Genomic DNA, 16930 nt, shown 5'->3' on the forward strand with positions numbered 1-16930 from the left:
AGCCCATTGCTCGCTTTTTTCACGCCAACAAATGTAATGATATTACATTACGAAGAGGTTGCCATGAACAAGAAGCTCCCGGTCACCGTCCTCTCCGGTTTCCTCGGCGCCGGCAAGACGACGCTGCTCAACCACATTCTCAACAATCGTCAGGGCCTGCGCGTCGCTGTCATCGTCAACGACATGAGCGAGGTGAATATCGATGCCGCACTGGTGCGTGACGGCGGCGCCAATCTCTCACGCACGGAAGAACAGCTTGTCGAGATGACCAATGGCTGCATCTGTTGCACGCTGCGCGACGATCTGCTGAAGGAGGTGCGCCAGCTCGCCGAGCAGGATCGCTTCGACTATCTGCTGATCGAATCGACCGGCATCGCCGAGCCCCTGCCCGTCGCGACCACTTTCGAGTTTCGCGACGAGAATGGCAGCAGCCTCGCAGACGTCGCCCGGCTCGACACCATGGTAACTGTCGTCGACGCAGCCAATCTTCTGGCCGACTACGGCTCGACGGATTTCCTTGCCGATCGCGGCGAAACTGCCGGCGACGGCGACAACAGGACCATCGTCGATCTCCTGGTCGAGCAGATCGAATTTGCCGATGTCGTCATCCTCAACAAGATCGGTTCGGCGACTGCCGAGCAGCGCGACGCAGCCCGCAAGATCATTGTCGGTCTCAATCCCGATGCAAGTCTGATCGAAGCCAATTTCGGTACCGTGGCGCCCACGGAAGTTCTCGGCACCGGCCGGTTCGATATCGATCGCGCCGAAACCCACCCGCTGTGGTACAAGGAATTGCACGGCTTCAAGGGCCATGTTCCCGAAACGGAGGAATATGGCATACGCTCCTTCGTCTATCGCGCGAAGAAACCATTCGATCCCACGAAATTCCAAGCCTTTCTCAATCGTTCCTGGCCGGGTGTCGTTCGCGCCAAGGGCTTTTTCTGGCTTGCGACTCGGCCTTATCATGTCGGCGAAATGAGTCAGGCCGGCGCGCTGGTCCGTACGAGCAAAATGGGCCTGTGGTGGGCCGCCGTGCCACAGGACCAATGGCCTCTTGATCCCTCTTTTCAGCGGGCCTTAGCCCCCTATCTTGATCCGGTGTGGGGCGACCGCCGTCAGGAACTGGTCTTCATCGGCGCCGATCCCATGGACCAGCAGAAGATCACCGCGGAGCTGGATGCCTGCCTGGTCAAGGCGGACCGATTTACGCCGGAGCGCTGGCGAGACCTGCCGGATCCTTTCGCCAGTTGGAACGGGCCGACCGCATGAAGAAGCCGAAGGCGATCAAGTTTCGCTGCTACTGCATGGAATGCAGCAACGAGGATAAGCCCGAGGCCAACGCTCCGAAAACCAATCGAACAGCGCCGGATCAGGAATATAATAGGGAAAACGGATCAGATCTCCGCCTCGCGGCGGATTCGATCGAAAGATTGCTGTTCGGAGCCTGAACGCGAGTTCAGGCTACCATCATGTTGGCGGGAACCGCACTCACTTCATGCATGACGAGCAATGCACCGATCACCTCGCCCTTGGTGCGAAGCGGTGTCATGCTGCAGTGGAGGACCTTGCCGGGCTCTACCGGATGATAGCCCGGATAGAGGCACTCGACCGCCTCACCCGCGAAGCAGGAATCGAGCTTCGTCCTGACGCTGCTTTCGAAATATTCGCAACCGATGAATTCGGACATATGCCGTCCGACCAGTTCGATCGGCTTCGATTTCAGAAACTCCGAATTGGCAGCGTTGCTGTAGAGATAGCGGTAATCCCGCGTAATGACGGCAACGCGATCCGGCAGGCTGTTGAGAATGACATCGTTCAAGACGCTGCCTTCGTCATAGCCAAACAGATCGTCGCGTTCCTTTTTCTTGGTCGAAAACGCTATCAAGACCTCAGCCGCAGCATCGCTCGCGCCGCCGAAATAGCGGTCGATCAGCACAGACAGCGACGCTGAATTGCGTATAACCCGCGACCGATCGTCCGATTCTTCCCGGATGAGATTGTTCATGAACTGGAGCTGCATGTACATTTCAAGCAGGCTCGTGGCCCTACAGGCCAAAATAGCCGCTATAAGCGGCTCCAATTCGCGATCAAGTGACGCTACAAGCTCATCGTCGCCAAGTTTTATCGCACGCTGAATCTGGTTACATTTCGTGGAGAAGGCATGAAAGAGTGCCAGCAAAATTGCCCTCCTGTCCCTGACCATAGTCAAACACCGAGGCCTCGTTTCCCGACGCTGACATGCCCAAGGATAATCAGTCTGGTGTCCGCATTCTCACCAGACTTTCTATTATGTGAATTAACATGACTTACCCTCACTTTCAATCCAGATGAGTGGAAGTTCTCGGAAAAGGCGAACTTTCTGAAATGACAGGCTTACTGGGTCGAATGACTGTATAAAGACTGGATCTGGAGAGACACGTGGCCCGCTCTGGCACGAGCTTGGCAGAAGCCTAGAAGACAGTTTTCTTGATGTTCCAGCGATCATGATACCAGAGCCATTGCTCGGGATTCTCCCTCACCCAGCTCTCGACTTTGTCGTTCAACATCTGCGCCGTCGCCGGCAAATCGAGGTTGCCCAGCTCGTTGCGCGGCATCTCCAGCTTCGGCTCGATTTCCAACCTATAACGGTTGCCTGGCAGGCGGATGCAACGAGCCGGATAGACCTCGCAGTTGAACTGGCGCACGAGCTTCGGCAGAAGCGGATTGGTTTTCACGTCCCGGCCGAAGAACAAGGTCTTCAAACCCTTGCGGAATTTCTGATCGACCAGCACGCCGACACCGCCGCCCGCCTCCAACTCCCTGGCAAGGGCGAATGATGACCCCGCATGCGATGGTACGAGATTCCCCATGCGTTTTGCGCGGAAGTCGAAAACTTTCTTGGCGACATAGGGATTGTTCGGCGGGCGAAACAGCACTGTCACCTTGAGGCCGAAGGCAGCACCGGCGACGGGCAGCAACTCGAAATTGCCCGTATGGCCGGTAAAGACGATGAATGGCCGCGGGTTATCCCTGAGATCGAGAAAGATCGGAATACCCGAAACCTCGACGCGACCCGGTTTGTCGCTATGGGGATCGAAATCGAAAAGCCGGTCGAGAAAGACATACTCCGCCGCCAGCCGCCCCATATTGCCCCAGCTCGCGAGCGCGATCTCCTCGATCTCCGCCTCGCTCTTTTCCGGAAAGGCGTTGTGCAGGTTGGCCAGCATCAACGTGTGCCGGCGCATGCGCGGACCGATCTTGCGGGTCAACCAGTCGGCAAACCTGATGCCGCCATCCGCCGGAAACAGCTTCAGGAAATTGAGGAAACCGAAGATGACCTGCGCCACCAGCCATTGCCGGAAATCTCTGAGCGAAAGGACGATCCGGGTGATGACGAGCTTCACGCGGCTCAATCCATCTTCAGGATGATTTTGCCGAAGATCTGGCGCGATTCCATCCGTTCCAGCGCCCGGTCGATATCGCTGAAGCCCACTTCGGTATCGATCACCGGATGCACCAGGCCCCGTGCCATCTTCTGCATGGCGTTCGCCATGTTCTCCATGCGGCAGCCGAAGGAACCGAAAAGCTTCAGCTGCTGCTGGAACAGCATCATCAGGTTCATTTCGGCTGATACACCCGATGTCGAGCCGCAGGTCACGAGACGACCGCCGCGCTTCATGCAAAGCATGGAGCCGGCCCAGGTATCCTTGCCGACATGTTCGAAGACGACGTCAACGCCCTTCTTTTTGGTCAGCTTGCGTACCACGCCTTCAAAGCGGTCGGTGCGATAGTTGATGACGTGGTCGGCACCCAGCGCCTTGGCCTTCTCGATCTTGTCGTCGGAGCCGACTGTGGTGATGACAGTGCATCCGATCTTCTTGGCAAGCTGGATAGCCGCCGTGCCGATGCCCGAGCCGCCGGCATGGACGAGGATAGTCTCGCCAGGCTCCAGCTTGGCATTGTCGAACAGCATGTGCTCCACGGTGCCGAAGGTGACGGGGGCGAGTGCGGCGCCGATCGCATCGACGCCGGGAGGCGCCGGAACCAGCAGACGTGCCGGAAGATTGACCTTCTCCTGCGCAAAACCGTCGAGATGAAAGCCATGCACGCCGCTGACATTCTCACAGAGATTGTCGCGACCTTCGCGGCAATGACGGCAAAGGCCGCAGGTGCGCGCGCCATAGATCGACACGAGCTGCCCCGGCAGCACGTTGGCCACACCCGGCCCGATCGCCTCGATCACGCCGGCGGCCTCCGCGCCGATGACAAGCGGCATCTTGCGCTTTGCAAAGGCCATGCCACGCCAGCCCCAGACGTCGATGTGATTAAGGGCAACAGCCTTGACGCGCAGTGTCACCTCGCCCGCGCCTGGAGCTTCTGGCTCTGGCAGATCGGTGATCTCAAGTTTGCGGTCGTCGACCAGTTGCAAAGCACGCATGGCATAATCCCTCGCCTCTTGGGCGTCTTAAGGCATGATCCCGAAAAGTGTGAAGCGGTTTTCGGACAAGATCATGCCACATCCAATAGTCCTGGAGCGAGGCGACGATTCGAAGATACGTCGTCTCGCTCCAGTGTCTTGTTCTTCAAAGGTCCGATTAAGCTGGTTCAAGCGCCATGACAAGGCTGGCATTCTGGCCGCCGAACCCAAAGGAGTTCGAAAGGATCGCCTTCACCTGCTTTTCACGCTTCTTGTTCGGCACGACGTCAAGGATGATCGACGGATCCGGATTGTTGTAGTTGATGGTCGGCGGAAGTGTGCCGGTCAGCATGGTCTGCAGCGAGAACACTGCCTCGACCGCGCCCGCCGCCGTCAGGGTGTGCCCGATCATCGACTTGTTCGACGAAACTGGAATGGCCGAAAGCCGCTCGCCGAAGACAGCGGACATGGCACCATATTCCATCTTGTCGTTTTCCGGCGTCGAAGTGCCGTGCGCGTTGATATAGCCGATATCGCTCTCATCCATGCCGGCATCGGCCAGCGCCGCGCGGATCGTCGCGATCGCGGGGCCGCCGTCGGGCGAGGAACGCGTGCGATGGAAGGAGTCCGCCTTGTCGCCCGCACCCTTCATGATGCCGAGGATCTTGGCGCCGCGCGCAATCGCCGCCTCCAGCGATTCCAGCACCAGCGTCGCAGCACCTTCCGCGATGACGAAGCCGTCACGGTCCTTGCTGAACGGCTTGGACGCCTTGGTCGGCGGATCGTTCTGGGTCGAAAGTGCCGACAGCAGCGAGAAGCGGATCAGCGCCTCGGCGCTGAGCGACCCGTCGGTCGCAACCGTCAGAGCTCGCGTCGTGCGGCCCTGGCGAATCGCCTCGATGCCGAGCTGGATGGCGGTCACGCCCGAGGCACAGGCCGTCGACAGCGTTATCGGCAGGCCGCGCGTGCCGAAACGGTCGGCAAGCCGCTCGGAAATGGCGCCGAAGAGAGCCGCTTCGTGGAAGACAGGATCCGGGCGCTGGCGCATGGCGGCCAGGAAACGCTCATAGGCGTCGCCCTGATGATCCGCCGGCGGCGAACGATCGGCAAGCTCGAAGCGGGCGCTCCATTCCGGCTCGATCGGCGGCGCGGCAAGGAACAGCGGCGCATCGAAATCACCGGAAATGCCGGCCTGGGCCAAAGCCTCTATGGTTGTCTCGCGCGCAAAGGCAAAGGAGCGCTCGACGGCATTCGGCGCCGGAATATCGATGAAATCCACCGTGCCGGCGATACGCGTCGAAAGCCCGTCCGTCGGGAAGCGCGTGATATTGTGGATGCCGGACGTGCCGGACGAAAGCGCGTTCCAATTGTCCTGCAGGCCCTGACCGAGCGAAGTGATGATTCCCATGCCGGTGACGGCAACGATGGGGCGCCCCAGATGATCCTTGTAAGCGGATGCGGTCATGATCTTGTTCCTCACGCTTCGGCGGAAAGTACGGCGATGCCTTCGCCGCGCGCATGGCCGACGGTCGTTACCACAGCCTTGCGCGCACCGGCCGTCATCGGCTTTTCATTAGTGGCATCAAATGGCGGCACCTTGGCCTGATTGGCGAGGGCGAGCGCCGCGAAAGCAATTCCGAGTGGAAACTGGCTTTCGAGCCCATGGCCGGAAACTCCGCCGTAGCCGCGAATGGCCGAGGCTGGAAGTTGTGCCTCGAGCACGGCTTTCTCGCGCTGGGCAAGATCGGTAATTGCCGTCGTCCCGGAGAAGATGACGGTCGTATCGCCCTGGCTCTCTTTGGCTGGTGTGAGCATACGCTCCAATCGCGCCTCGAACTTGCCTCCGTCACGGCTACCGCGATCCCCCTCGATCGTTTCGATGCTCGCATAAATATGCGCGCCGCGGCCTTCGGCATGAGCGCGGGATTCGAGCACAAGGAACGCGCTGAGCGACCCCATGATCATGCCGCCGCCATTGTCCGGCGTGCGCGACCACAGCGGATGCCATTCGCCGAGGGCGTGTGCATTGATGGATTCGATCAACAGGATCATGTCGAGCCGCTCGGCCGAAAAGGCGCCGCCGACCAGCGCATGGCTCGATTCACCCGACTTGATGCGATGGAAGGCGGTCTCAACGGCGGAAATGCCGGCAGCTTCCTCGCCCATGAAGGTGCGCGACGAGCCGGTGACCTTGTGGACGATCGAGATATTGCCGGCGAGCAGGTTGGAAAGCTGTGCAAGGAACAGGGTCGGCCGCAGTTCGGTCGTCAGCTTCTCGTTCAAGAGCAATTCGCGATCGTTGCGGTTCAAGGCCTCATTGACGATCAGCGTATCGACATTGAGGTCGCGCTCGCCGCCGCCGGCCGCCACGATCATGTCCATGCTGCCGCAGGCTTCCAGATCTTCCTTGAAGCCGGCATCGTCCAGAGCCAGTCCGGCAGTGAAGACGCCGATACGCTGCCAGTTTTCCATCTGCCGCTGATCGCCGCGCTTCGGGATCTGCTGCGACCAGTCGATCTCAGGCAGCGGATGCACCGGGTAGGGCTTGAATTTCTCGGTTTCCACGATGGTCGGTGGCGTCTTGTCCGATGTCAGCAGGGCGACATGGGCATCCTTGCCGACACCCTGACAGGTGACGATGCCGATACCTGTGATCACCACATCATTCTGAGCCTTGCTCATTCATCAATCCTCTTAGAATGCGGCGCAATGCGAGCCGGCAGCATCAACCGTTGGCCGCGATGGCGTCGAGGAGACCGACCTCGCCTGCCCGCCTACGCACGATATCGGCAAGCGGAACCTCATTAAACGGCACGGTGCGAAGCTTCAACTGCGCATCGCAGATCTTCTTCCCCGCAATGGTGATACGCGCCTTGGTCACGGCGAAGCCGGAACCATCGTGCTCCAGCTCGGCCTCGATATCGAGCTCGGCCTCCGGCTCGACAAAAGTGCGCATCTTGGCGCCATCGACCGACATCAGGAACGGCATATAGGCGAACTTGGTTACCGCCAGCACCAGCATGCCCGAAGCCTGCGCCATGGTTTCGATCAGGAGAACGCCGGGAACGAGCGGCATGCCGGGAAAATGGCCTTCGAAAACTGGGCTTTTCGCCGGAACGACAGAATGAGCCTTCAACAGGCCCTTGGATAGATCGACGGACTCGACCCTGTCGATCATCTGGAAATATTCCAGCAGCATCAACGCCTCCGCTCCAACCCGACAACGCACGATGCTACGGGCGGGATACGCTATTTAAGAATGAAACCGCCCGGCCGCCATATTCAGGGGCGGCTGGGCGTCAAAAAATACAAGGATGTTGCTCAGCCCTTGGCGGCGCGCAACTCGTCAATCTTGGCGCAGAGGTTTTTCAGCACGAAATATTCCTCGGTCGAAACCTTGCCTTCATTGACTTCCTGCGTCCACTGTTCCAGCGGGATCTTGATGCCGAACTCCTTGTCGATGGCAAAGACGATGTCCAGGAAGTCCAGGCTGTCGATGCCGAGGTCGTCGATCGTGTGGCTTTCCGGAGTGATCGTCTCACGGTCGATTTCGCTGGTCTCAGCGATGATGTCGGCAACTTTGTCAAATGTAGCAGTCACTGCCCATACCTCTTGAAATAATAATTCAATCCCCCTCATAGGGAAATCCAGTCCAAAAGCCAATGGTTTCCAATAGAAACCCCGGCAATTTGGCGGATGACTGTTGCGCAAACAGCAAAGGCGGTCCTCACGCCACCATCGGCCGGATCGCGGCCGACATGCGTGCAAGATGCGGCAGCATTACGGCTATACCAGCCCTTGCGAACAAATTCGCACGGCAGGAGACGCTCACTCGCTGATGACAATCCGGGTATTGCTGAGGCCTACATCCGATGTCATGGAAAAGAAGGTGGCGGCATTGCGTGGCTCCAGCCGCACGCAGCCGTGCGACGCGGGCTGGCCGAGATGCCTCACCTCATAGGTGCCGTGGACCGCATAGCCGCCATTAAAGAACACAGCATAGGGCATCGGCGCATCGTCATATTTCTTTGAACGATGATCTTTCGAAAGCCATTTCGCCGTATAGGAGCCTGTCGGCGTGACATAACCCCTGCGCGCCGTCGAAACTTTCCAGCGATACTTGAAGACACCATCTTCCGAAACGGTCATTGTTTGCGACCGAAGATCGACTTTGGCCAGAACAGTTCCCGCCTGCACTGATCCGGCATGTAATTGCGTACATAGACATACGGCTGCGGCCACAACGCTATATTTCATATTATCCCCTCCGACCGTTTGCTTCCTTCCGAAGCAATTCAGACGATGGGAAAGCCTATCAGGGCGTCAATTATACCATATTAATACATATAGTGAGCAATTCATTAATATAGATAGTCGCTCACAGCAGCAGCAGGAAGCCCAAAAAGGCAAGAAACGTCAGCATCGAGCATGCCGAATAGAAGATCGAGATGCCGGCTTCGATGTCACTGACGGTGGCCGTGTCACGACCCGCGCCATTGATCATCGGTTCGCGCACGAGCTCGCCGCCATAGATTCGCGGTCCTGCAAGCTGGATGTCCAGGGCGCCGGCCATCGCCGCTTCCGGCCTGCCGGAATTCGGCGACCGATGCAGCCCGCCATCTCGGACCGCGACGCGGATCGCATTTCCGAGCGCCGAGATCCCGCGCTTGACGAGGGCGCCGACGGCGATCAGCAGGATCGACAGACGCGCAGCCGGCCAGTTGGCGATATCGTCCAGCCGGGCGGCCGCGCGCCCGAAATCGACATAGGTCTCCGATTTATGGCCGATCATCGAATCAGCCGTGTTGAGCATCTTGTAGAAAAACAGGCCCGGCAGGCCGAAAATGCCGTACCAGAGCGCCGGCGCCACGACGCCATCGGAGAAATTTTCGGCAAGGCTTTCGATCGCCGCCCGGCAGATGCCAGGCTCGTCCAGGGTCTCGGGGTCGCGGCCGACGATGCGCGACACCGCAAGGCGGCCGCCCTCCAGGCCGTTGGTCCGCAACGCCTGCGAGACCTCGCCGACATGATCGGCCAGGCTCTTCTGCGCCAGGAACACCGCCACGAGCGCCGCTTCGACCAATATTCCGAGCCAACCGAAGAAGGCGAGCAATCCGTGGACTGCCCAGCCGGCGATCACGGCTCCCATGAGCAACGCCACGATCGACATCACACCGTTGCGGCGACGAAGCACGCCGGGCAGATGTTTTGCATTGAACCGGTGGTCGAAGGACGAAATTGCCTTGCCGAACAGCACGACCGGATGCGGCAGGCGCTGCCAGAGCCAGTCGGGATCACCGACGATGCGGTCCAGCAGCAATGCAAGGACGAGAATGAGCAAATGTTCGTCGGCGGTCATGTCGAATAATCCTCTAGTGCCCCGGCGAGTCTGTCATCCGCTTCCTCATCCGGAGCAAGACCGAAGCGCAGCCAATTGCGCGCATAATCGAACTTGCGGACCAGAATATGGTGGCGGCAGAGATGCGTATATATGCCTTCTGCACGGTCGTCCGCAACCAGCGCGAACAACGCCGTGCCCCCCGCGATATGCAGATCGAACCGACGAAGAACCGTCTCCAGCGCAAGGCGCCGCTGAAGGACAAGGTCGCGGATGGCGCTCGTGTCGCGTTCCATCAGTGATGCCGCAATCGACAGCGCCGGACCGGACACTGCCCAGGGGCCGAGCCAATCCTCGAAACGAGCTATGATCGGAGCCTCGGCAATCACGAAACCGAGCCGCAAGCCGGCCAGGCCGAAGAATTTCCCGAATGAGCGGAAGATGATGAGGCTGGGCATGGAGGCAGCATGTGGCGCAAGGCTCGCCTCCGGCTCGATATCGCCGAAGGCCTCGTCGACCAGCAGGATACCATCCTGCCGGCGTTGCCTGTCGTGCAAATCGCGCAGCTGATCGACCGACAGCCTCCGCCCATCCGGATTGTTGGGATTGACGACGACGACGAGCCTGTCTTCGGCGGTAAGGTCAGCAATCGTCGAAACCTGGCGTACCTGCAGGCCCGCGAGCGTGAACGCCCGGGCATATTCGCCGTAGGTGGGTGACAGGATCGCAACGCTGCCATTGGGCACGAGCCTGGGAAGCAGCTGGATGACGGATTGCGTGCCGGGAACCGGCAATGGCAGGATATTGCCGCTGCGGTAATACCCCCTCGCCGCCTCCCGCGCCCGCTCCTGCAAATGCTGGTCCGGCAGCCGGTGCCAGGCCGAAACAGGCACCTCCGGCAGGGCAACCGGGTTGGGATTGATGCCCGTGGAGAGATCGAGCCAGTCTTCCGGCCGTCCGCCATATTGGCGAGCCGCCGCAGTGATGCCGCCGCCATGTACGATCCTGGCTGTCATGCCATATCACCGGCAAGATCGATCAGATGCATGTAGGAGCCCGCGACATTGGCGCGCTGCAGACCGGCCATACCCAGATCGGTGCCGAGCGCATCCCTGACCGCGAACAAACGATCCGCCTCGCCTTCCGAAACGATGGTCGAATAGTGAAACTCATGCGCGGTCATCGGCTTTTCGAAGAAGGAGCCGGCAAGCGGCGTCACGCGCCGGTAACCAAGATGGCGCTGTCGCTTCTCATAGCTGGTCACGACTGGCAGGAGACCGAGCATCTCGTGGCGAGCCCCCGCCGCATCCACCAGACCGTCGCCAAGCACCATATAGCCGCCGCACTCGCCGTAGATTCGCGCCCCGCGCGCCGCTGCATCCCTCATACCGGACTGGAAATGATGGGCGCTCGCAAGCTTTTCCGCATGCAGTTCGGGATAGCCGCCGGGCAGATAGACGGCGTCCGCGTCCGCCGCCGGCCCCTCGTCCGCCAGGGGAGAGAAGAAGGAAATCTCCGCGCCGCGTCGCCTCCAGCCGAGCAGCATATGCTCGTAGCAGAAGGCGAACGCTATATCGCGTGCCACCGCGATGCGCTGCCCGAACGGCATCAGGCGCGCAATGTTGGCTGTCGATGGACGCACGACATTCTGTTGCGCGGCCCGCAGCAACAGCTCGAAATCGCATGCCCTCGATACGATGCCAGCCGCAGCCTCGATAAAATGCTCCAATGCGGCATGCTCCCCGGCCTGCACCAGCCCGAGATGCCTTTCCGGGAGGGTCAGGCTCGCCTCGTTGCCGATGACGGCGAGAACCGGCATCCGCACCGCGTCCAGCGCCCGGCGCAGCATCGCCTCATGCCTTTCGCTGGCAACACGATTGAGCACGACGCCGGCGATGCGGATATCGGCACGGAAATTGGCAAAGCCGCTGACAAGAGCCGCGACCGATTGCGACATGCGCGAGGCGTCGACAACAAGCACGACGGAAAGACCCAGGAAGGCCGCAAGATCGGCTGGCGTGCCGGAGCCATCAGCGGCACCATCGAACAGACCCATCATGCCCTCGATTACGAGCATCCGCGCACCGGCCCGGTGAAGTGCCGAGTTGGCGGAAATGAGTTCGGCTCGCATGGCCCAGGGGTCAAAATTGAGACAAGGCGAACCCGCTGCCGCAGCATGAAAGGCGGGATCGATGTAGTCAGGACCGGCCTTGCCCGATGCGACTGCGATACCCCTCTGCCGCAACGCTCTCAATAGACCAAGCGTGAATGTGGTCTTGCCGGAGCCGGATGCCGGTGCGGCAATCAGCAGGCCGCTCATGCCGACACCTTATGTCCGTTTCCAGCCCGCACCTCCGTGACAGGCACGAGCTTGCGTCCGGAAAGAGCGCCGAGCCAATCGAGCGAGGGTCGCAATCTCACCACGTCGCCGACGACGACGATCGCAGGAGGTTCCAGACCGGAGGCTTCGATATCGGCAGGCGCGCGTCCGAGCGTCGTTTCCAGCACCTGCTGGGAGGAGGTGGCGGCATTGCAGACGAAAGCAACCGGCTCATCCACCGAACGGCCGGCCGCGATGAGATTGGCGCTGATCTGGGCAATATGTTTCATCGCCATATACATGACGATAACAGGCGATCCCTTGCCGATCGCCTCCCAGTTGATGGCGTCAGGCACGACTCCGGAAGAATCATGGCCCGTCAGGAAGGTAACGGCGTGGTTGACGTCGCGATGGGTGACGGGAATTCCCGCATAGGCAAGCCCACCGATGCCGGCCGTGATGCCGGGCACGATACGGAAGGGAATACCATGTTCCACCAGCATCAGCGCTTCCTCGCCGCCACGCCCGAAAACGAATGGATCGCCGCCCTTCAGGCGCAAAACGCGTTTGCCAGCGCGCGCCAGCTCGACGAGGCGCAGCGAAATGTCCCGCTGCTTGGCCGACGGTTTGCCGCCGCGCTTGCCTGCATATTCCAGCACCGCTCCCGGGCGGGCGAGCTTCAGGCAGTCTTCATTCACGAGCGCGTCATGCACGATGATGTCCGCCTCGGCCAGCCCCTTGGCCGCCAGCAGGGTCAACAGCCCTGCGTCTCCCGGCCCAGCGCCGACAAGCCAGACGGAGCCAGGCTCAAGCGCCGGCAGATTCGAAAATGCAGTATCGTTCATCCCATTTGTCCTATGCCCGGATAGCCGAAATTGCAATGTTGAGAACGGGATAAGACGGCGGCCGCCTGACGTCGTTTCCACCGCTGATACTAGGTGACGGAAACCCTCCGCAGGGGTGACGGCGCGCTATGGGCTTTTCCAACGGCGACAGGAACCGGAAAAACATGTCGATCGAACGCATGGTTTCCGGACTCAATCTGTCCGGAAACTCAAATAACCATATGATAAGCCGATGGAACGGCTGTTCCGCGGAAAGAGGGATAGCGAAGAGGCACGCAATCGCCCCTTCGCGTGAGGCTCAGTGCTTTACTTTGTCCAGGATCACGTCACGGATCAGATCGACAACCTGCTGCGACCGAATGCCCGTGCAGACGATCTGGCTCGGCAGGTTGTCCCAATCGCCCGGCGGGAAGTGACGACCGTTCGGCTTGATAATCGTTTGGCCATCGGCGATGCCGCCGCAGACGACGCGCACCGAACCCTCGATCGTGTCGAACAATTCGGGAGCCACGACATAGACGCAGGCGCAGCTGTCGTGAACCATCATGCCGTCTTCGACCGCATGGCTGTAGAAATCGATATAGGATTGCGACAGGTCGGACAGCAGCTGCACGGACGGCCCGCCCACCTTTGCCATGTCGGCCAGATAGTTGCGGCCCATCGTCGTCACCGCCGTTACATCGAGTCCTACAACGACGACCTTCCAGGATGCCGTCATGACCAGATCGGCGGCTTCCGGATCGCCATGGATATTGGCCTCCGCCACGGGCGACACATTGCCCGGCACATAGAAATTGCCGCCCATGATCACGACGCTCTTCACGAGCGAGGCGATCTCCGGATCATGTTTCAGGGCCAAGGCAAGATTGGTCATGCGGCCGACGGCGACCAGCGTCACCTCGCCCGGATTGGCGCGAACGGTATCGATGATGAACTGATAGGCCGGCCGCGGATCGGCCGGCAGATCGATCGTCTCCGGCACGGCAATGTCGCCGAGACCGTTGTGGCCATGAACCATCGTCGGCCAAGCCCGCTCCTGCCGCGAGGGATCGAAGGTGATGCTGGCGCCGCGGGCGACCGGGCATGGAATATTCCACTCGCGCTTGAGGAACAGCGCGTTGCGGGTCGTCGTATCAACCGAGGCGTTGCCGAAAACCGTCGTGACGCCGAGAAGGTCGATATCCGGGTGGCGGTGCAGGAAGAGAAGCGCCATGGCGTCGTCAACGCCTGGATCCGTATCGTAGATAACCTTATGCATGATTTTTCCTTACTAACATACTGATTAAGATGACCTAATAGAAATTGCATCGCACATCCATGGATCACGCTTGTGCTACCGGAATACACGAGAAGCGCGGCCGGCGAAATGCCGCCAAGATGTCGCACGGACCATTTGTGCGCTGTCAGCGGCAATTTGAGCCCTCAGCCGATCCTGGCGATCGCAGCCGTGGCAAAATCGGACTTTATCTTGGGGAGTACGAGCTCCGCATCGGCACCGGCAGCCGCCAACGCAGCTGCCTCGGCAACGCCATGACAACCGACATGAGCAAAAACAAGCTCGGACGGGTTCTTCAGGCGGGGCGTCTCCCGCTCCAGCGCGGCCACATTGAAAAAACGCACCGGCAGGCGAAAATGCGTGGCGACCTCGAGGATGGCGGGCTCATCCATGCGGGTATCAATCGAAACCACGGCTAGGACCTGACCGATCTCTATTCCGGCCTGCTGCAAGGCCCTTTCGGCAAGCATGCGCACGTCATTCCAGTCCGTGCCGCGCTCGCAGCCCAGACCAAGAACGTAGCGGCGGGTGGGTTCGGCATATGTCGTCATATTCACTCCCCGGCGGCGGCAACCAGGATCACACATGTACCCACCCATTCCCGACCCGTCAATTTCGTCTGGTGTGTCCCGCAGGCAATTGCCTTGGCGCGACCGGAGTGCAAGAAGGCGCCTTGGTTTCACGCCCTAGAGTCCCTGCCTTGCAAGACATGACATTTCAACTGCTGCTCCTGCTCTTTGCCGCCGCCTTCTTCGCCGGTTTTGTCGATTCCATCGCCGGCGGCGGCGGGCTGGTCACCGTGCCTGCCATGTTGCTGACCGGCATTCCACCACTGCAGACGCTCGGCACTAACAAGGTGCAGTCGATCTGCGGCTCCGCCTCGGCAACCATCGCCTACGCCCGCCAAGGACATGTGCAGCTTCGCGAACAGCTGCCGATGGCGCTGATGGCCGTGATCGGCGGCATGCTCGGCGCGATGCTGGCGACGATCATGCCGAGCGATGTCCTGCGCATCGTCCTGCCTTTCCTGCTGATCGCCATCGCGCTCTACTTCGCCGTCAAGCCCAACCTCGGCGATGTCGAGAAGCATCGCCGCATGAGCGCAGGACTTTTCGGCGTCACCCTCGTGCCGCTGATCGGCTTCTATGACGGTGCATTCGGCCCCGGCACCGGCTCGTTCCTGATGCTGGCCTTCGTGACCCTCGCCGGCTTCGGTCTTTTAAAGGCAACGGCGCATACGAAGCTGCTGAATTTCGGCTCCAATCTCGGCGGCCTGATCGTTTTCATCTTTTCCGGCGTCATTCTCTGGAAGGTGGGCCTCATCATGGGGCTTGGCCAATTCCTCGGCGCACAAGCGGGCTCGCGGCTGGCCATGCGCATCGGTGCCAAGCTGATCAAGCCATTGCTCGTCGTCGTCTGCATCGCCTTCGCGGTCAAGCTTCTTGCGGACCCGACCCATCCCGCGCGGGTCTGGCTCGGGCTGTAGCATTCGGCATCTTTGATTACCTCCGACGTAATTGATAGTGGTTTGGGGCTCGCCCATGATCGCCCTGCCTGAACGGTTCAGGCGATCCAAAGGAGTTGACCGATGACCGATGCCACCACCATTGCCGAACGTTATATTGCCATCTGGAACGAGGCCGATGCCGAGCGCCGGCGTGCGCTCATCGCTGAAGCATGGACTGAAACCTGCAGCTATATCGACCCGCTGATGCGTGCCGACGATCGCGAGCAGATCCACGCGCTGGTCACGGCAGCGCACGAGCGGTTCCCCGGCTTCTGTTTCACGCTGACGACAGACGGTGACCGCCATGGCGACAATCTCCGCTTCTCCTGGGGCTTTGGCCCGGTCGATGCCGAACCGCTGATCAAGGGCACGGATTTCGCCATTCTCGAGGGCGACCGGCTGAAGTCCGTTCACGGCTTCATCGATCAGCTGCCGGTGGCCGCATGATGACGACGGCCCGCTCTCTCGGCGACCATCTGCGCGAATGGCGGCAACGCCGCCGTTTGAGCCAGCTGGAATTCGCCCTCGAAGCCGATATATCGCAACGACATCTCAGCTTCATCGAGAGCGGGCGCTCGCTTCCCAGCCGTGAGATGCTGATGCATCTCGCCGAGCGGCTGGGCGTGCCATTGCGCGAACGCAACCCGATGCTTCTCTCGGCGGGATTTGCGCCCGTGTTTCCCGAACGCAAGCTGGACGATCCCGCCCTTGCGCCGGCGCGCCGCGCCATCGACCTGCTGTTGAAAGGGCACGAGCCCTTTCCGGCATTGGCGATTGACCGTCACTGGACGCTGGTCGCCGCCAACGCCGCGGTCGCACCGCTGCTGGCCGGCATCGCCGATATCTCGCTCGCCAACCCGCCCGTAAATGTCCTGAGGCTCAGTCTGCATCCGGATGGCCTCGCGCCCAGGATCGTCAATCTGCCCGAATGGCGCGGCCATCTGCTGGAGCATCTTCGCCAGCAGATCTCCGCAACGGGCGACCCCGTGCTTGTAAAATTGCTGCACGAGCTTTCTGCCTACCCCGCACCGCAAGGACAGAAAACGGGGCCCTCAGACGGTGATTTCGCCGGCATCGCGGTGCCGCTCGAACTCCTCACCGAGGCGGGCCGCCTCTCCCTCATCTCGACAACCACCATCTTCGGAACGCCGGTCGATGTGACATTGTCGGAGCTGGCGATCGAATCCTTCTTTCCCGCAGACCCGCATACCGCCGAACTGCTGAAGACGATGATTCCGATCGGCTGAG

At 60.5% G+C, this 16930-nt stretch carries 18 protein-coding genes; 4 read left to right on the forward strand and 14 right to left on the reverse strand.

Annotation, left to right across the window (positions count from 1 at the left end):
• Positions 1–63: 63 nt before the first annotated feature.
• On the forward strand, positions 64–1269 hold the full coding sequence (locus JTP94_RS23335) for a GTP-binding protein (RefSeq protein ID WP_204852803.1): 1206 nt from the start codon (positions 64–66) through the stop codon (positions 1267–1269).
• 187 nt (positions 1270–1456) lie between these two features.
• On the opposite strand, the gene JTP94_RS23340 is transcribed toward JTP94_RS23335, so the two are convergent.
• The 14 genes from JTP94_RS23340 to JTP94_RS23405 all read right to left on the reverse strand — a co-directional run bounded on the left by JTP94_RS23340 (position 1457) and on the right by JTP94_RS23405 (position 14726).
• Positions 1457–2179 (reverse strand): PAS domain-containing protein, encoded by a 723-nt coding sequence (locus tag JTP94_RS23340; RefSeq protein ID WP_204852804.1) that lies wholly within the window; start codon positions 2177–2179, stop codon positions 1457–1459.
• Between the two features lie 271 nt (positions 2180–2450).
• Positions 2451–3383 (reverse strand): lipid A biosynthesis lauroyl acyltransferase, encoded by a 933-nt coding sequence (locus JTP94_RS23345; RefSeq protein ID WP_204853082.1) that lies wholly within the window; start codon positions 3381–3383, stop codon positions 2451–2453.
• 5 nt (positions 3384–3388) lie between these two features.
• A complete protein-coding gene (locus tag JTP94_RS23350; RefSeq protein ID WP_204852805.1) occupies positions 3389–4417 on the reverse strand; it encodes a zinc-binding dehydrogenase in 1029 nt (342 codons plus the stop codon).
• Positions 4418–4574: 157 nt separating this feature from the next.
• Positions 4575–5861, reverse strand: coding sequence for a beta-ketoacyl-ACP synthase (locus JTP94_RS23355; protein ID WP_204852806.1), 1287 nt, complete (start codon positions 5859–5861; stop codon positions 4575–4577).
• Positions 5862–5872: 11 nt separating this feature from the next.
• Positions 5873–7078: a beta-ketoacyl-ACP synthase gene (locus JTP94_RS23360; RefSeq protein WP_204852807.1), complete on the reverse strand. Its 1206-nt coding sequence runs from the start codon at positions 7076–7078 to the stop codon at positions 5873–5875.
• A gap of 43 nt (positions 7079–7121) precedes the next feature.
• Positions 7122–7595 carry a 3-hydroxyacyl-ACP dehydratase FabZ family protein gene (locus tag JTP94_RS23365; RefSeq protein WP_204852808.1) on the reverse strand — a complete coding sequence of 158 codons (474 nt, stop codon included), beginning with the start codon at positions 7593–7595 and terminating at the stop codon, positions 7122–7124.
• Between the two features lie 122 nt (positions 7596–7717).
• Complete coding sequence (locus JTP94_RS23370; RefSeq protein ID WP_003502893.1) at positions 7718–7996, reverse strand: acyl carrier protein; 279 nt, start codon at positions 7994–7996, stop codon at positions 7718–7720.
• A gap of 228 nt (positions 7997–8224) precedes the next feature.
• Positions 8225–8653 carry a L,D-transpeptidase gene (locus JTP94_RS23375; protein ID WP_204852809.1) on the reverse strand — a complete coding sequence of 143 codons (429 nt, stop codon included), beginning with the start codon at positions 8651–8653 and terminating at the stop codon, positions 8225–8227.
• Between the two features lie 121 nt (positions 8654–8774).
• Complete coding sequence (gene cbiB / locus JTP94_RS23380) at positions 8775–9755, reverse strand: adenosylcobinamide-phosphate synthase CbiB (RefSeq protein WP_204852810.1); 981 nt, start codon at positions 9753–9755, stop codon at positions 8775–8777.
• Positions 9752–10750, reverse strand: a complete 999-nt coding sequence (cobD, locus tag JTP94_RS23385) for a threonine-phosphate decarboxylase CobD (RefSeq protein WP_204852811.1) — start codon at positions 10748–10750, stop codon at positions 9752–9754. Before cobD ends, cbiB begins: the two co-directional genes overlap by 4 nt.
• Positions 10747–12054 (reverse strand): cobyrinate a,c-diamide synthase, encoded by a 1308-nt coding sequence (locus tag JTP94_RS23390; RefSeq protein WP_204852812.1) that lies wholly within the window; start codon positions 12052–12054, stop codon positions 10747–10749. The genes cobD and JTP94_RS23390 overlap by 4 nt, the downstream gene beginning before the upstream one ends.
• A complete protein-coding gene (gene cobA / locus JTP94_RS23395) occupies positions 12051–12899 on the reverse strand; it encodes a uroporphyrinogen-III C-methyltransferase (RefSeq protein WP_204852813.1) in 849 nt (282 codons plus the stop codon). Before cobA ends, JTP94_RS23390 begins: the two co-directional genes overlap by 4 nt.
• Before the next feature lie 298 nt (positions 12900–13197).
• Entirely contained in the window at positions 13198–14157 is a 960-nt protein-coding gene (locus tag JTP94_RS23400) for a nucleoside hydrolase (RefSeq protein WP_204852814.1), read from the reverse strand.
• A 164-nt stretch (positions 14158–14321) separates the two neighbouring features.
• A complete protein-coding gene (locus JTP94_RS23405; RefSeq protein WP_204852815.1) occupies positions 14322–14726 on the reverse strand; it encodes a cobalamin biosynthesis protein in 405 nt (134 codons plus the stop codon).
• A gap of 158 nt (positions 14727–14884) precedes the next feature.
• On the opposite strand from JTP94_RS23405, the gene JTP94_RS23410 reads away from it, so the two are divergent.
• The 3 genes from JTP94_RS23410 (at position 14885) to JTP94_RS23420 (ending at position 16929) form a co-directional block, all read left to right on the forward strand.
• On the forward strand, positions 14885–15661 hold the full coding sequence (locus tag JTP94_RS23410) for a TSUP family transporter (protein ID WP_204853083.1): 777 nt from the start codon (positions 14885–14887) through the stop codon (positions 15659–15661).
• A 102-nt stretch (positions 15662–15763) separates the two neighbouring features.
• Positions 15764–16129, forward strand: a complete 366-nt coding sequence (locus JTP94_RS23415) for a nuclear transport factor 2 family protein (RefSeq protein WP_204852816.1) — start codon at positions 15764–15766, stop codon at positions 16127–16129.
• The gene (locus JTP94_RS23420) at positions 16126–16929 is read left to right on the forward strand and encodes a helix-turn-helix domain-containing protein (RefSeq protein ID WP_204852817.1); all 804 of its coding nucleotides are present in this window, start codon (positions 16126–16128) and stop codon (positions 16927–16929) included. The genes JTP94_RS23415 and JTP94_RS23420 overlap by 4 nt, the downstream gene beginning before the upstream one ends.
• Position 16930 lies beyond the last annotated feature (1 nt).

The organism is Martinezella lusitana (assembly GCF_016901135.1).
In the GTDB taxonomy this organism is placed as follows: domain Bacteria; phylum Pseudomonadota; class Alphaproteobacteria; order Rhizobiales; family Rhizobiaceae; genus Rhizobium; species Rhizobium lusitanum_D.

What these genes read in the sequence shown, in the direction of transcription:
- JTP94_RS23335 (WP_204852803.1), top strand. Translation starts at nt 64, where the DNA reads ATGAACAAGAAGCTCCCGGTCACCGTCCTCTCCGGTTTCCTCGGCGCC.
- JTP94_RS23350 (WP_204852805.1), bottom strand. Translation starts at nt 4,417, where the DNA reads ATGCGTGCTTTGCAACTGGTCGACGACCGCAAACTTGAGATCACCGAT.
- JTP94_RS23355 (WP_204852806.1), bottom strand. Translation starts at nt 5,861, where the DNA reads ATGACCGCATCCGCTTACAAGGATCATCTGGGGCGCCCCATCGTTGCC.
- JTP94_RS23360 (WP_204852807.1), bottom strand. Translation starts at nt 7,078, where the DNA reads ATGAGCAAGGCTCAGAATGATGTGGTGATCACAGGTATCGGCATCGTC.
- JTP94_RS23365 (WP_204852808.1), bottom strand. Translation starts at nt 7,595, where the DNA reads ATGCTGCTGGAATATTTCCAGATGATCGACAGGGTCGAGTCCGTCGAT.
- JTP94_RS23375 (WP_204852809.1), bottom strand. Translation starts at nt 8,653, where the DNA reads ATGAAATATAGCGTTGTGGCCGCAGCCGTATGTCTATGTACGCAATTA.
- cbiB (WP_204852810.1), bottom strand. Translation starts at nt 9,755, where the DNA reads ATGACCGCCGACGAACATTTGCTCATTCTCGTCCTTGCATTGCTGCTG.
- cobD (WP_204852811.1), bottom strand. Translation starts at nt 10,750, where the DNA reads ATGACAGCCAGGATCGTACATGGCGGCGGCATCACTGCGGCGGCTCGC.
- JTP94_RS23390 (WP_204852812.1), bottom strand. Translation starts at nt 12,054, where the DNA reads ATGAGCGGCCTGCTGATTGCCGCACCGGCATCCGGCTCCGGCAAGACC.
- cobA (WP_204852813.1), bottom strand. Translation starts at nt 12,899, where the DNA reads ATGAACGATACTGCATTTTCGAATCTGCCGGCGCTTGAGCCTGGCTCC.
- JTP94_RS23400 (WP_204852814.1), bottom strand. Translation starts at nt 14,157, where the DNA reads ATGCATAAGGTTATCTACGATACGGATCCAGGCGTTGACGACGCCATG.
- JTP94_RS23405 (WP_204852815.1), bottom strand. Translation starts at nt 14,726, where the DNA reads ATGACGACATATGCCGAACCCACCCGCCGCTACGTTCTTGGTCTGGGC.
- JTP94_RS23410 (WP_204853083.1), top strand. Translation starts at nt 14,885, where the DNA reads ATGACATTTCAACTGCTGCTCCTGCTCTTTGCCGCCGCCTTCTTCGCC.
- JTP94_RS23415 (WP_204852816.1), top strand. Translation starts at nt 15,764, where the DNA reads ATGACCGATGCCACCACCATTGCCGAACGTTATATTGCCATCTGGAAC.
- JTP94_RS23420 (WP_204852817.1), top strand. Translation starts at nt 16,126, where the DNA reads ATGATGACGACGGCCCGCTCTCTCGGCGACCATCTGCGCGAATGGCGG.